Below are 14,695 nucleotides of genomic sequence, written 5' to 3' on the forward strand. Positions count from 1 at the left end.
CTGCCCTTTTTTTTTATCCATTGTTTATAAAACTTTACATTAGAAACGTTTGACACTTTTGTTGCAGTAAAATATAATCGAATACATTTTAAACGCGTAAGGTATTTTAAAGGAGACAGATATGGTTAAGGCTTCAATAGTAGGGGCTACGGGATATACAGGGGAAGAGATAGTAAAAATTCTTACAAGGCATAAGAGCGCGAAAATCGTGTCTTTGACGGCCAAAATAGAACAGGAAGTGTTTATTGATGATGAATTTCCCGAATTAAAACATGTTACCCATATTAAATGCTATCCTTTTGAAAAGGAGATAGCCGCCGCTGATGCGGATGTTGTTTTCCTGGCGCTTCCCCATACGGTGAGCATGAAGTTCGCGTCTTTTTTCCTGAAACGGGGCAAAAAGGTTATAGATCTTAGCGCGGATTACAGGCTTAAAAATGCCGGTGATTATGAAAAATGGTACGGCTGTAAGCATGTGGATGAAGATAATGTTCAAAAAGCGGTTTATGGATTGCCGGAATTGTATGAAAATGATATCAGGTCCGCGAATCTTATTGCCAACCCCGGCTGTTATCCGACAAGCGTGATCCTGGGCCTGGCTCCGCTGCTGAAAAACAATATCAACAGTTCAGATAATTTCATAGTTGATTCCAAAACGGGCATTATGGGAGCGGGCAGGAAAGCCAGCCTCAGTTTTCATTTTCCGGAATGTGACGGGAGCGTTTGGGCTTATAAAATCGGACAGCATCAGCATACCCCCGAAATGATCCAGGAATTGGCCAGGATTTCGGGCAGAAAAACCAGTGTTCTTTTTACGCCTCATGTCGTTCCTTCATCACGCGGAATTTTAAGCACCATATATGCGGACATTAAGAAAGGAATAAAATTAGAAGAGATAATCGGCATATATGCCGATTTTTACGGGAAGAGCCCTTTTGTAAGGGTGTATCCGGCCCATAAACTTCCCCATACAAAGGATATCAGCGCGAATAATTTCTGTGACATCGGGTTTGGTTACGACTCTGAATCGGGGAAACTGATAGTCGTATCCACGGTAGACAACCTGCTTAAAGGGGCAGCCGGTCAGGCTGTCCAGAATATGAATATTATATATGGCTTTGACCAGAAAGAAGGATTAATTTGATGAATGAATCTTTTATCAGAAATATACCTCAGGGAAGCATAACCACTCCCAAAGGGTTTAAAGCCACAGGCGGCCATTGCGGCATTAAAAGAAGCGGGAAGAAAGATCTGGCTATAATATATTCCGACGCGGAAGATACTGTTGCGAAAGGTTTATTCACAACAAATGTTCTTCCGGCCGCTCCCGTATTGTTATCCAGGCTGCGCCTCAGGAACGGCAGGCTGAGGGCTGTTGTAATAAACAGCGGCGTCGCCAATGCCTGTACGGGTCAGCAGGGATATAAAAACGCCGATGCAATAACTGAAGAAGTTGCTGATATTCTCGGTTTGAAAAAAAATATGGTCGCGATGTGCTCTACGGGTAAAATAGGGGTCCCTCTTCCCGTTGAAACAATAAAGAGAGGGTTAAAATACCTTTCCAAGAGAATATCCTCTGAGGGCGGGCATTATGCGGCTGAAGCTATAATGACTACTGATACAAGGGAAAAACAATTGGCTTATGAAGTAACTTTGAACGGCGGGAAGGTAAGGATCGGGGCTATGGCAAAAGGCGCCGGTATGATAAATCCGAATATGGCTACAATGCTTGCTTTTATTACCACCGACGCAAAAATAACTGCCGTCCAGATGAAAAAGATTTTGGCTGATGCCGTTGAAATGTCCTTCAACAGGATCAATATAGACGGCGATATGAGCACCAACGATTCTGTAATCGCGATGGCTAACGGCCTTTCGGAAGTTGAAGTTAAGCCGAATTCCGCCGATGAGAAAACGTTCAGGGCGGCTTTTAACAGTATATGCCTTGCGCTTGCGGAAATGATAGTAAGAGACGGGGAAGGGGCTACAAAATTTGTTAAGGTTAAAGTAACAGGGGCAAAAACCAGGAAAGACGCATCGCTTGCGGCCAGGGCTGTGTCAAATTCCCTGTTGTTCAAGGTCGCTCTGTACGGGCAGAATCCGAACTGGGGGAGGCTCATGGACGCGCTGGGTTATTCAGGAGCGGCGATATCCGCCGATAAAATAAGTGTTAGATTCGGAGATATCCAGGCTGTAAAGGAAGGAATTGCAGTGGAAGATTCCGAGCACCTTCTGAAGACCTATATGAAGCAAAGGGAAGTAGATATTTTTATAGATCTTTCGCTGGGATGTTATCAGGAAGAAATCCTGACATGTGATATCGGCAGAAGGTACATAGAAATTAATATTTAGGAGATTTTTTGGAAAAGGCTATTTCAAAAGCAGCTGTTCTTATAGAAGCGATGCCGTATATACAACGCTTCAGGGATAAGGTTGTTGTCATAAAATTCGGCGGAAACGCCATGTCCGATAAGGCTATAAACAATAATGTGTTGAGGGACATTGTTTTTATGGAGCTTGTCGGGATGAAGCCTGTCCTGGTGCATGGAGGCGGCAGCGCTATATCGAAGGAAATGAAAAAAGCAGGTAAAGAGCCGGTATTTTCCGGCGGGCTCAGGGTTACGGATCTTGAGACCATCAGGATTGTCGAGAAAACATTATTTGAATCGGTGAATAAAGAATTGGTTATTTTAGTAAAAAAATTCGGAGGCAGGGCAAAACCGGTCTCAGGAAACAGGGACAGGATAATAAACGCCGCGAAAAAGAGGTTTTTGGACCCTGAAAATCCCGGGAAGGGAATAGACCTCGGTTATGTGGGTGAAGTGAAAAAGGTAAATCCCGCGAAGATCAGGAAAATCTGCGATGAAGGCATGATCCCTGTTATCGCGCCTCTCGGCTACGGGAAAAAGGGGGAAGTTTTCAACATAAATGCCGACCATGCCGCGGCAGAGATTGCAGCCGCTCTTAAGGCGGAAAAACTTGTGTTTTTGACCAATGTGAAAGGCGTAATGGTTAACAGGGGTAATGACGAGGCATATCTGGTCCCTTCCATTAATGTGCGGGAGATCGAAAAATTGAAGATGAGCAAAATTATAACGGGCGGGATGCTGCCCAAGGTGGATTCCTGTATTCATGCAGTAAAATCGGGGGTTCATAAAACACACATAATAGATGTTAAAATCCAGCATTCTCTTTTGCTCGAAATTTTTACTGACAAGGGAATAGGAACTGAAATTATCGTATGAGGTGACGGATGCAGAATTCAGCTGAGGATATTATTAAGTTTTACAACACATATGTTATGAAAACATATATGTGGAATCCCATAGTTATCGTTAAAGGCAAAGGCTCATGGGTTTGGGATATAAACGGCCGGAAATATCTGGATTTTTTTCCGGGTTGGGCTGTCAGCGGGCTGGGACATTGTAACACGGAAGTGGCCGGAGCCATAAAGAAACAGGCGTCCACTCTTATCCATATGCCCAATAATTTTATGATGGAACATCAGCCGCTGCTTGCCAAAAAGATAATAGAAAATTCTTTTAAGGGGAAGTGTTTCTTCTGTAATAGCGGCGCCGAAGCCAATGAAACAGCTTTTAAAATTGCGAGGAAATACGGGAGTCAAACGGGAAGATATGAAATAATAACGATGAAAAAATCATTTCACGGCAGGACTCTTGCGGCTGTGACAGCTACGGGGCAGGAAAAATACCACAAGGGTTTTGAACCGCTCGTCCCGGGCTTTAAATATGTGGGATTTGGCAGTAAGGATGAACTGGCAAAGGCTGTTACGGATAAAACGGTTGCCGTTATGCTTGAGCCTATCCAGGGTGAAGGAGGAATTAACGTTTCGGATAAAGACTATCTCGCGTATATCAGAGACTTATGCGATAAAAATGATATGCTTTTGATACTTGACGAGATACAGACCGGCATGGGCAGGACAGGCAGGATGTTTGCTTACCAGCATTATGATGTTGAGCCGGATGTTATGACTTTGGCTAAAACGCTGGGGGGAGGGATTCCCATAGGAGCTGCTGTCGCCGGCGAAAAAGTATGCGATGTCCTTGAACCCGGGAACCATGCGTCTACCTTCGGCGGCAACCCGCTTGCCTGCGCTGCGGCGCTGGCGGTTTTTGAGGTTATAGGGGAAAATGGTTTTCTTGATAAGGCTGTCAAAAAAGGCGGTTATCTGAGGAAAAAACTTGAAGGCCTTAAATCCAAATATCCTTTCATCAAAGAAGTGAGAGGTGTAGGATTAATGTTGGGTATGGAATTGAATATTGAAGGCGGCGGAATATTCAATGAATGCCTTAAAAAGAATCTCATAATAAATTGTACATCGGGTAATGTGCTAAGGTTTGTGCCGTCAATGACAGTTAAAAAATCGGAAATTGATATGGCGATTAATATAGTTGATGAAGTTTTTAAAAATGTGTCTTAACTTAGGGACGGGAGTATTTTATGGAGAAAGTTGTTCTTGCGTATTCCGGGGGATTAGACACTTCGGTGATATTAAAGTGGCTAAAGGAAGAAAAAGGATATGATGTTATTGCTTTTGCCGCGGACCTGGGGCAGGGAAAAGAACTGGACAGGATTGAAAAAAAGGCAAAAGACACGGGGGCTTCAAAGGTTTATGTAGAAGACCTGAGGGAGGAGTTTGCCCGCGATTATGTTTTTGAAATGCTGAAGGCTAACGCTGTTTATGAGGATAAATATTTGCTGGGGACATCAATAGCCAGGCCCCTGATAGCCGGGAAGCAGGTTGAAATTGCTCTGAAGGAAAATGCAACGGCGGTATCTCACGGCGCTACGGGTAAAGGTAATGACCAGGTAAGGTTTGAACTTACATATGCGGCTCTTGCGCCCGGGCTGAAGGTGATTGCTCCGTGGAGGGAATGGGATTTCAAGTCAAGGACGGATTTGATAAATTACGCCAGGGAGAAAAAAATACCGATTCCGGTATCAAAGCAAAACCCTTATAGTTCCGACAGGAACCTTCTTCACATCAGTTTTGAAGGAGGGATACTGGAAGATCCCTGGATGGAGCCGCCGGAAGATATGTTTGTTATGAGCTGCAGTCCCGAAAAAGCGCCTGATAAGCCGGTTTATATCGAGGTCGGTTTTGAAAAAGGGATTCCTGTATCTGTCAACGACAGGAAAATGAGCCCTGCCGCCCTGCTGCAGTATATGAATGAGGCCGGCGGAGCCAACGGCATAGGAAGGGTGGATATGGTTGAAAACAGGTATGTCGGAATGAAATCAAGGGGAGTCTACGAAACTCCGGGAGGGACTATACTGAGGGAAGCTCATATTGCTATGGAATCAATAACTCTTGACAGGGAAGTTCAGCATCTTAAAAACTCTCTTGCCCTTAAATATGCCGAACTTGTGTATAATGGTTATTGGTTTTCTCCCGAGATGAATATATTAAGGAATACGGTTAATGAAACACAGGAAAAAGTATCCGGGACAGTCAGACTGAAATTATATAAGGGAAATTGCATTGTTACCGGCAGGAAATCCGCATTTTCCCTTTACAGCGAAGATTTTGCCACTTTTGAGAAAGACAGCGTATACGATCAGAAAGACGCCGGCGGTTTTATAAAAATTAACGGATTAAGGATGAGGATTAAGAAAATTCTGGATGGTAAAAAATATGGAAAAAAATAAGAAAAAATTGTGGGGCGGAAGGTTTTCCAAACCCACAAATTCCGGGGTAGAGCGTTTTACCGAATCTCTCTCTGTGGATATCAGGTTGTATAAGTATGATATTAAGGGCAGTATCGCTCATGCCGAAATGCTTGCTAAAACCGGTATAATTTCCCGGAAAGACAGCATTAAAATAATCGGCGGGCTGAAGAAAGTCGGGGAAGATATTGAAAAATGCGATTTTAAATTCTCCGTTTCCGATGAAGATATACATATGGCCATAGAAAGGTCGTTGACCGAAAAAATAGGTGAAGCCGCCAAAAAACTGCATACGGCGAGGAGCAGGAACGATCAGGTCGCGCTGGATGTAAAAATGTATTTAAAAGATGCCGCAAAGCAAATAACCGCGCTTATTGAGGCCTTTCAGGGGACAATAGCGGAAAAAGCTTATGCTTATTCGGATACGGTTTTTCCCGGGATGACACATATGCAGCTGGCTATGCCCGTGACTTTCGGCCATTACATGCTGTCCTTTATATATATGCTTGAGAGGGATAAGGAAAGGTTGAAAGGTCTTTTTAACCGTTTGGATGAGATGCCTCTCGGTTCGTGCGCGCTGGCGGGCACAAGCCTGCCGATTGACAGGGGTTATGTCGCTAAAAAACTTGGATTTTCAAAAATAAGCCGGAACAGTATGGATGCGGTCGCGGACAGGGATTATATTATTGAAATGCTTTCGATCATATCGGTGACAGGCATACATCTCAGCAGGCTCTGCGAAGACCTGGTTTTTTATTCCTCGTCAGCCGTGAATGTTGTCAATCTGCCGGAGGATTTCTGCACCGGTTCGAGTATGATGCCCCACAAAAAAAATCCTGATGTCGCAGAAATTGTGAGGGGTAAGACCGGAAGCATGGTAGGCAATCTTGTATCAATTCTTGTGACAATGAAAGGTTTGCCTATGACCTATAACAGGGACATGCAGGAGGATAAGAAGCCGTTATTTGACTCGATTGACGCTGTGTCATCCTGTCTGGAAATTATGGCTGATTTAATACGTGGAATTACATTGAATAACAGGGTATTAAATGAAGTGCTTGGATCAAACCTCGGGTTTTTAGCGACGGACCTGGCTGAATACCTTGTCAGCAAAGGAGTGCCTTTCAGGGATGCGCATCATATTATAGGTAAAATGATGTTATCTGAGATAGCGACAATGAACCCTCGGGAGATTACACTTGAAGAACTGCGCGGTTTCTCGGATAAGTTTGGATCTGATTCACTGGCGGTTTTGGATATAGAAAACTCTGTGGCGAACAAAAAATCTCAAGGAGGCACAGCACCTGTCAGAGTTAAAAAAGAAATCGGGAAATGGCTTAAAAAAAGCAGATAAAACCTATGATATTTTTCCGTCGTCAGAATGTTACGGAAAAAAGCCTGGCCGAGAAATACAGGCTTGATGAACATGTCGTTTGGTTTATAAGACATGTTATTAAGTCTCTTGTCCACCTGGAAGTTTTTGTTCATTTTTACCGGAACAGGAGTTCGATCGAAGCGCCCGGTGAAGTGGCCAGGAAAATCGGGGCCGATAAACTTATTGTTTACAGGGCGATGAAAGATTTGCAGAAAAATGATATTCTCAAGAGTCTTGATGCCGAAGACAGCGCTTTTAATTACGCTCCGGCTGAAAACCTGAAAAACAATATTGAACTTTTTATTCAGGCTCACACAGATGAAGATTTAAGGAGAAGGATACTGAGTTTGGTGATGGAGATAAGCGGAAATGAATGATTTTGAATATCGTAACGGCGAATTATTCTGTGAAGATATCAGGGCGAAAGATCTTATAGAAAAATACGGGACCCCTTTGTATGTGTACAGCAAAAAAGCTGTTTGTGACGGTTTTGACCGGTTATCGGATGCGTTTAAAAAAATCGACCATTTGATATGTTTCTCGGTTAAATCCTGCTCTAATCTCGGGATTCTCAGGGTTTTGAAAGAAAAAGGCAGCGGTTTCGATATCGTGTCCGGCGGTGAATTGTTCAGGGTTGAAGAAATTAATGCGGATATGTCGAAAGTCGTTTTTGCCGGTGTCGGTAAAACATGTGATGAGATAGAATATGCCCTAGAACAGAACATACTGATGTTTAATGTTGAATCGGAGCAGGAAGCGGAAAGAATTAACGCAATTGCCGGAGATTTGGGGGTTGAGGCCAATGTCGCCGTAAGAATCAATCCCGATGTCGATCCTAAAACCCATAAGTATATAACAACGGGAAAAAGCGAAAATAAATTCGGGGTTGATATAGAGAGAGGTTATGACTTGTATAAAAAGGCGTCCGGTCTTAAGAACCTGGCGGTTAAAGGTATTCAGATGCATATCGGTTCCCAGATAACCGAGATAGAACCGTATATAGATGCTGTCAGGAAAATAACACGACTGGCCGAGAAAGTGGCAAAAGATATTGCCCCGCTCAGCTATCTGGATATCGGGGGGGGGATGGGCATAGTATATGAGGATGAAAAGCCTTTTGATGTTCCGGCTTTTGCCGAAGCTATTATAAAAGAGATAAAATCTCTGGGCGTAAAATTGATAATTGAACCCGGAAGGTATATTACCGGTAACAGCGGCGTCCTGCTTACACAGGTTCAATACCTGAAAAAATCGGGAGCGAAAAATTTTATTATTGTTGATGCGGGGATGAATGACCTTATAAGGCCCAGCCTTTACGGCTCATACCACAGGATAGAACCTGTAACCAGGCATGATAACGGCAGCGTTCTTTGCGATGTGGTCGGACCTGTTTGTGAATCAGGCGATTTTATCGCGAAAGACAGAAAAATAGGGCGTATTTCGCAGGATGATTATCTTTGTGTCTTTAGCGCCGGGGCATATGGTTTTGTTATGAGCAGTAATTATAATTCCAGGCCCAGAGCGGCGGAAATCCTGGTGGATGGGAACGAAGATGTGATGATCAGGAAGAGAGAAGAATATCTTGACCTGATACGTTTTGATAATCCGAATGTTTAGATACGAGGGGTTTTTATTTTATGCGGATAAGGTTTTCCAAGATGGAAGGCGCGGGAAATGATTTTATAGTTATCGATGACAGGGAAAAAATATTTCCTGTTCCGGAGAATTCTCTTGCGGCTGAAATGTGCGTCCGCAGGAAATCCATAGGCGCGGACGGTGTCATACTGCTTCAGAATTCCGGAAAAGCGGATTTTAAAATGAGGATATTTAACCCCGACGGGGGTGAAGCCGAAATGTGCGGTAACGGGGCCAGGTGCATAGCAAAATTCGCCTATGACAATAAGATTGCGGGTAGAAAAATGACAGTAGAGACTATGGCGGGGATGCTGTCTGCTTCTGTTGAAGGTGATATGATAAAAATCAAAATGAGCGACCCGCGTGATTTGAAGGCGGATGTTTGCATTTTGTTTCCGGATAAACAGGTAAAGCTTGATTTTATAAATACGGGTGTCCCCCACGCGGTATTGTTTGTGGAAAAAGTAGAGCAGGTTGATGTTGAGGGGCTCGGCAGGAAGATCAGAAACGCGGCTGAGTTTAAGCCTTCCGGGACAAACGTGAATTTCGTTGAAATAAACTCTGACAACTTGGTAAAAGTCAGAACTTACGAGCGCGGGGTTGAGGCAGAGACCCTTGCCTGCGGTACGGGTGTCGTAGCTTCCGCGATAATTTCACACAGGCAAAAAAATGTGAAAGCGCCCGTAAAAGTGGTTACAAAAAGCGGTGACAGTATTATTGTCGATTTTAAAATCGGGGACGGATCCTACAAAAATGTTTACATGTCCGGACCCGCAAAGCTAATATATGTTGCTGAATATGGTTTCTGAAAATCAGTTTAAAGATATGATTAAATTAAATATTCCAGGGGGTAAAAATGTTTAAAGGCTCTTTTGTCGCTATAGTGACTCCATTTAAAAACGGCCGGCTGCATGAAGAATCTTTAAGGGAACTTGTACAGATGCATATTGCAAACGGCACATCGGGGATAGTGCCCTGCGGTACTACGGGAGAATCAGCCACTCTTACACCCGAAGAGCATAAAAAGGTGATAGAGACAGTTATAAGCGAGACGGCGAAAAAGATTCCTGTTATAGCCGGCACTGGATCAAACAACACGAAAGAAGCCATAGAATATACGAAGCATGCTTATAATGCCGGGGCCGATGCGGCGCTGGTAATAACACCTTATTATAATAAACCCACGCAGGAAGGTTTATATTATCATTATAAGGCAATTGCGACCGAAGTCCCTATACCCATAGTAGTTTATAATGTCCCGGGCAGGACGGGCGTATCCATAGAGCCCGAAACAGTTGCCAGGTTGTCGGAATTAAGTAATATCGTTGCGATTAAAGAAGCCAGCGGGCAGATGGACCAGATATCCAAGATTATGTCACTTTGCGGTATAACCGTGTTGTCGGGCGATGATTCGATGACAATGCCCATAATGGCAATCGGCGGTAGCGGCGTAATTTCTGTGATAGCCAATATTGTGCCGGCTGATATGAAAGAACTTACATCTGCGATGGAAGACGGAGATATTGAAAGCGCAAGGGAACTACACTATAAACTTTTTGATTTGTGTAAAGTTATGTTTATTGAAACCAACCCTATTCCTATCAAGACAGCTATGGCGATGAAAGGAATGATTGAAGAGGAATTCAGGCTGCCTCTTGTCAGCCCGACTGAAAAATCAAGATCGCTGATTAAAAGACAGCTTGAACAATACGGTTTACTGTAATAAAAATGAAGGGGAAGAAAGATGCTTAAAATTGTTGTATGCGGCGCTTCCGGAAGAATGGGAAAAAGGATAATCTCTCTTGTCCTTTCCATGGACGGGGTGAAACTGGCCGGCGCGTGTGAGGCGAAAGCCCATCAAAGCGTCGGTCTGGATGCCGGGGATATAACCGGTAATCCCAAAAGCGGTGTTGTTATTTCCGATTCCCTTGAAAATGCGCTCGAAAATGCCGATGTCCTTATAGATTTTTCATCAAAGGATTCCGTTGTTTCAAATGTTCGGGCGGCGTCAGACAAAAAAGTGCCTGTTGTAGTGGGTACCACAGGGTTAACGGAAGAGGATAAAGATAAAATCCGGATTTGCGCCAAGACCATACCGGTTCTGGTTTCATCCAATATGAGCGCCGGTGTGAATCTGTTGCTGCAGATTGCGGGAGATATTGCTTTAATGCTTGGCGAAGAGTACGATATAGAAATTATAGAGAGCCATCATAAAATGAAAAAGGATTCCCCGTCGGGCACCGCTCTGTCATTTGCCGAAGCAATAAAAAAAGCCCTTGCCGCCAAGGGAAGGAATATAAAATTTATTTACGGCAGGGAGGGTATTTGCGGGGAGAAGAAGAAGGACGAGATAGGTATTCATGCCGTAAGGTCAGGAGATGTTGTCGGAGAACACACAGTTATATATTGCGGCTCGGGAGAGAAAATAGAAATTAAGCATACTGCCCATACACGCGATACATTTGCCCTGGGCGCGGTGAGGGCGGCGATATGGCTGAAAGGCAGGCCTTCGGGTTTTTACACTATGAAAGATGTCCTTTTCGGGAAATAGGTAAAACGGTTCGAAGCCGGGATTGTTATAAGGAGATTAAAATGGCTTTTAAATCTGGATATTCCGAGAAATTAAAAAAACTGCCCCCGTATTTGTTTGCGGAAATAGATAAAATTAAAAGAAAACTGCTCCAGGACGGGAAAGATATCATAGACCTGGGAGTGGGGGATCCGGATATACCCACACCGACGCACATAATTGAAAGGCTGTATAAGGCCGCGCAGGATCCGAAAAACCACAGCTATGCCCTTGACGCCGGCATGCCGGAATTTAGAAAAGCCATAGCGTTATGGTATAAAAAAAGATTTAATATCGACCTCGATCCGCAGGATGAAATACTTCCGTTGATAGGTTCTAAAGAGGGGATAGCACATCTGCCTCTTGCTTTTGTGGATCCGGGAGATGTCGTTCTTATACCTGAGCCGGGTTATCCGGTATATTTTTCCTCCACCGTTTTTGCGGGTGGCGACCCGTATTTTATGCCTTTACTGGAGAAAAATTCTTTTTTACCCGGTTACCATGATATTGATGCGCAGGAATTAAAAAAAGCGAAACTTATGTTCCTGAATTATCCCAATAATCCCACATCGGCAACGTGTGATATAAGTTTTTTTGAGAATACGGTTGAGTTCGCAAAAAAGAACAACATTATAGTGTGCCATGATGCCGCCTATACAGAGATATTTTTTGACGGAAAAAAACAGCCCAGTTTTCTTCAGGCTGACGGGGCGAAAGATGTCGGGATAGAATTCCACTCTTTGTCCAAGACTTTCTGCATGACCGGCTGGCGCATCGGTTTTGCTGTTGGAAACCCGGATATCATAAAAGGCCTCGGAAAAATAAAAAGCAATATCGATTCAGGCATATTTCAGGCAATCCAGTTAGCCGGTGCAGAAGCTCTTGAGAGAGGAGAATCGGATACAAGGCGGTTTAACAAGATTTACCAGGAAAGAAGAGATATATTCGTTGAAGGGTTGAATAATTTAGGCTGGAAAGCGGAAAAACCGGATGCTACTTTTTATATATGGCTCAAAGTCCCTCCGGGATATACTTCTTCCGAACTGACTATGGTACTGCTTAAGGAATGCAATATAGTATGCACTCCCGGGAACGGCTTTGGCGAAGATGGGGAGGGATATGTCCGGTTTGCGCTTACAAGGGATAAAGGCAGGATCATGGAAGCGCTTGAAAGAATCAGAAAGCTGCATGAAAAAAGAAGTTGAAGTCTATATCGGCCTGGGTTCTAATCTGGGGGAAAAAAAGTTAAATATCGAACAAGGCATAAAGTTTTTACAATCAGACAATAAGATCAGAATTATTTCACAGTCGTCGTTGTATGAGACCAGTCCAGTCTGTATTATTTCAAAAAAGTTTTTTTTAAATTCTGTTATAAAAGTTAAGACTGTTCTTAAACCGCTTGCTCTTTTAAAAAAGATGAAGAAAATAGAAAAAAAGATGGGAAGAAGGCCGTCAAAAAGAGGCGACAGGATTATTGATATGGACATAATACTGTACGGAGAGAAAAGCATGAAAAGAAAATCGCTTGAGATCCCTCATCCTTCCTTTCATAAAAGGCTGTTTGTGCTGCTTCCCCTGTGTGAAATTAACGGCCGTCTGAAGCACCCGGTTTATAAGAAAACCGTTAAATATTACATAAGAAAACTTAAAGATTCGGGACAATCCGCGGAAAAAATCGCGTAGTGTGAAAAAATGAATGCGGAAGATATCAAAAAGTTAAAGGTTTCCGGTAAAAAAATTGTTGCGGTTACGGCATACGATTGGGCAACTGCCTCGCTTTGCAGGGATGCGGCTCCGGATGTTGTGCTGGTGGGCGATTCCCTGTCCATGGTGGCTCTCGGTTATGATAATACTTTGCCTGTGACGGTGGATGAGATGCTGCATCATACAAAGGCTGTCGTAAGGGCCGGACTTAATTCTCTTATTGTAGCGGATATGCCTTTCATGTCGTTTAATGTTTCGACCGAATCGACGATTTATAACGCGGGGCGTTTCATAAAAGAAGCCGGCGCGCAAGCCGTAAAAATCGAAGGCGGGACAGAGGTTTCTTCTGTAGTAAAACTGCTTGTCGAGAGAGGTGTCCCCGTAATGGGCCATATTGGCCTGACCCCTCAGGATGTACTTGTCCTCGGAGGGTATAAAGTCCAGGCGAAAACACCTGAGAAAATAGGGCTTTTGCTGAAAGACGCAAAATCTTTACAGGATGCGGGTGCCTTTTCGATTGTGCTGGAGTGCGTCCCGGCTGAGGTAGGTAAATTGCTGTCGGATTCGGTTGATGTCCCCGTTATTGGAATAGGGGCCGGTCCTTTTTGTGACGGGCAGATAATGGTTTTCAGTGATTTAACGGGGTTGTATGAAAAGAAAAAAGCAAAATTTGTGAAGGTTTACGCCGATGCCGGCGGCGTGATAAAAAATGCCGTAAAGAAGTATGCGGATGAAGTGCGCAAAGGCGAGTTTCCCGATAAGGAACATTCGTATTAAATAGTTAACACTTAAACAGGAAAAATAAAAAATAATATTGAAATTTTAATAATTAAAATATTTTATAGTAAGGAATTAATGTGATTGTAGTTAAAAAAATAGATAAGATGAGAAAAGAGGTTCTTGCCTGGAAGAAAAAAAACAAAACCATAGGTTTTGTCCCTACGATGGGTTTTCTTCATAAAGGACATATAAGCCTTATTAAGAAAGCACGCCTCGAAAACGACATAGTGGTAGCCAGTATTTTTGTTAATCCGATACAGTTTTTGCCGGGCGAAGATTTTTCTTCTTATCCGCGGAGTTTTGAAAACGATAAAAAAATATGTAAAAACGAAAAAGTTAATATCCTGTTTTTCCCTTCCGCCGGAGAGATTTACCCGCTCCGGTTTTCGACTTTTGTCGAAGAAACTGATTTGAGCTTGCCTTTGTGCGGAAAAGACAGGCCGGGCCATTTCAAGGGGGTTACAACAGTCGTATTAAAGTTATTTAACATAATTCAGCCCGACACAGCATATTTCGGTCAAAAAGACGCGCAGCAGGCGCTCGTAATAAAGAAGATGACCGAAGATTTGAATATTTCCGTAAAGGTTAAGGTTATGCCGATAGTCAGGGAAAAAGACGGTCTCGCAATGAGTTCAAGAAACAGCTATCTTTCCGCGGATGAAAGGCGAAAGGCTCCCGCCATATACGAATCGCTGAAAATGGCGGAAAAAATTATTATGGGAGGAGAAAGAAACGCCCTTAAAATCAAGAAGCGCATAGCGAAGGCTGTCAATTCCGCTACAGGAGGGAAAATCGATTATATAGAGATAGTCTGTCCGGTCAGTATGAAAGCCTTAAAACGTGTGGAATCCGGCGCCTTGATTGCCATAGCTGTTAAGCTTGGCGGGGCAAGGCTTATAGATAATATCATTGTCAAAACGCCGGGAAAAAGGAAATAAGAA

The 14,695-nt window shown here is 43.4% G+C and carries 15 protein-coding genes; all 15 read left to right on the forward strand.

The genetic code is table 11. From position 1 onward, the window contains the following. Positions 1-121 precede the first annotated feature (121 nt). Positions 122-1,144, forward strand: a complete 1,023-nt coding sequence (gene argC / locus M0R36_06345) for an N-acetyl-gamma-glutamyl-phosphate reductase (GenBank protein ID MCK9555417.1) — start codon at positions 122-124, stop codon at positions 1,142-1,144. Continuing rightward, the gene (gene argJ / locus M0R36_06350; protein ID MCK9555418.1) at positions 1,144-2,352 is read left to right on the forward strand and encodes a bifunctional glutamate N-acetyltransferase/amino-acid acetyltransferase ArgJ; all 1,209 of its coding nucleotides are present in this window, start codon (positions 1,144-1,146) and stop codon (positions 2,350-2,352) included. Before argC ends, argJ begins: the two co-directional genes overlap by 1 nt. Before the next feature lie 8 nt (positions 2,353-2,360). After that, positions 2,361-3,245 carry an acetylglutamate kinase gene (argB, locus tag M0R36_06355; GenBank protein MCK9555419.1) on the forward strand — a complete coding sequence of 295 codons (885 nt, stop codon included), beginning with the start codon at positions 2,361-2,363 and terminating at the stop codon, positions 3,243-3,245. Between the two features lie 8 nt (positions 3,246-3,253). Next, entirely contained in the window at positions 3,254-4,444 is a 1,191-nt protein-coding gene (locus tag M0R36_06360; protein MCK9555420.1) for an aspartate aminotransferase family protein, read from the forward strand. 20 nt (positions 4,445-4,464) lie between these two features. After that, on the forward strand, positions 4,465-5,673 hold the full coding sequence (locus M0R36_06365) for an argininosuccinate synthase (protein MCK9555421.1): 1,209 nt from the start codon (positions 4,465-4,467) through the stop codon (positions 5,671-5,673). Continuing rightward, the gene (gene argH / locus M0R36_06370; protein MCK9555422.1) at positions 5,660-7,045 is read left to right on the forward strand and encodes an argininosuccinate lyase; all 1,386 of its coding nucleotides are present in this window, start codon (positions 5,660-5,662) and stop codon (positions 7,043-7,045) included. The genes M0R36_06365 and argH overlap by 14 nt, the downstream gene beginning before the upstream one ends. A gap of 5 nt (positions 7,046-7,050) precedes the next feature. After that, on the forward strand, positions 7,051-7,443 hold the full coding sequence (locus M0R36_06375) for a hypothetical protein (protein MCK9555423.1): 393 nt from the start codon (positions 7,051-7,053) through the stop codon (positions 7,441-7,443). Continuing rightward, positions 7,436-8,683, forward strand: coding sequence for a diaminopimelate decarboxylase (gene lysA, locus M0R36_06380; protein MCK9555424.1), 1,248 nt, complete (start codon positions 7,436-7,438; stop codon positions 8,681-8,683). The genes M0R36_06375 and lysA overlap by 8 nt, the downstream gene beginning before the upstream one ends. A 20-nt stretch (positions 8,684-8,703) precedes the next feature. After that, entirely contained in the window at positions 8,704-9,510 is an 807-nt protein-coding gene (gene dapF, locus M0R36_06385; GenBank protein ID MCK9555425.1) for a diaminopimelate epimerase, read from the forward strand. 47 nt (positions 9,511-9,557) lie between these two features. Beyond that, a complete protein-coding gene (dapA, locus tag M0R36_06390; GenBank protein ID MCK9555426.1) occupies positions 9,558-10,424 on the forward strand; it encodes a 4-hydroxy-tetrahydrodipicolinate synthase in 867 nt (288 codons plus the stop codon). 21 nt (positions 10,425-10,445) lie between these two features. Beyond that, positions 10,446-11,252 carry a 4-hydroxy-tetrahydrodipicolinate reductase gene (dapB, locus tag M0R36_06395; protein ID MCK9555427.1) on the forward strand — a complete coding sequence of 269 codons (807 nt, stop codon included), beginning with the start codon at positions 10,446-10,448 and terminating at the stop codon, positions 11,250-11,252. Between the two features lie 41 nt (positions 11,253-11,293). Next, on the forward strand, positions 11,294-12,475 hold the full coding sequence (locus tag M0R36_06400) for an LL-diaminopimelate aminotransferase (protein ID MCK9555428.1): 1,182 nt from the start codon (positions 11,294-11,296) through the stop codon (positions 12,473-12,475). Further along, a complete protein-coding gene (folK, locus tag M0R36_06405; protein MCK9555429.1) occupies positions 12,459-12,953 on the forward strand; it encodes a 2-amino-4-hydroxy-6-hydroxymethyldihydropteridine diphosphokinase in 495 nt (164 codons plus the stop codon). The genes M0R36_06400 and folK overlap by 17 nt, the downstream gene beginning before the upstream one ends. Before the next feature lie 9 nt (positions 12,954-12,962). Then, the gene (panB, locus tag M0R36_06410; GenBank protein ID MCK9555430.1) at positions 12,963-13,751 is read left to right on the forward strand and encodes a 3-methyl-2-oxobutanoate hydroxymethyltransferase; all 789 of its coding nucleotides are present in this window, start codon (positions 12,963-12,965) and stop codon (positions 13,749-13,751) included. An 80-nt stretch (positions 13,752-13,831) separates the two neighbouring features. Continuing rightward, complete coding sequence (gene panC, locus M0R36_06415) at positions 13,832-14,692, forward strand: pantoate--beta-alanine ligase (GenBank protein MCK9555431.1); 861 nt, start codon at positions 13,832-13,834, stop codon at positions 14,690-14,692. The last annotated feature ends 3 nt before the right edge of the window (positions 14,693-14,695 follow it).

The sequence above is a fragment of the bacterium genome (genome assembly GCA_023228325.1).
Classification (GTDB): Bacteria; Auribacterota; UBA6266; order UBA6266; family UBA6266; genus UBA6266.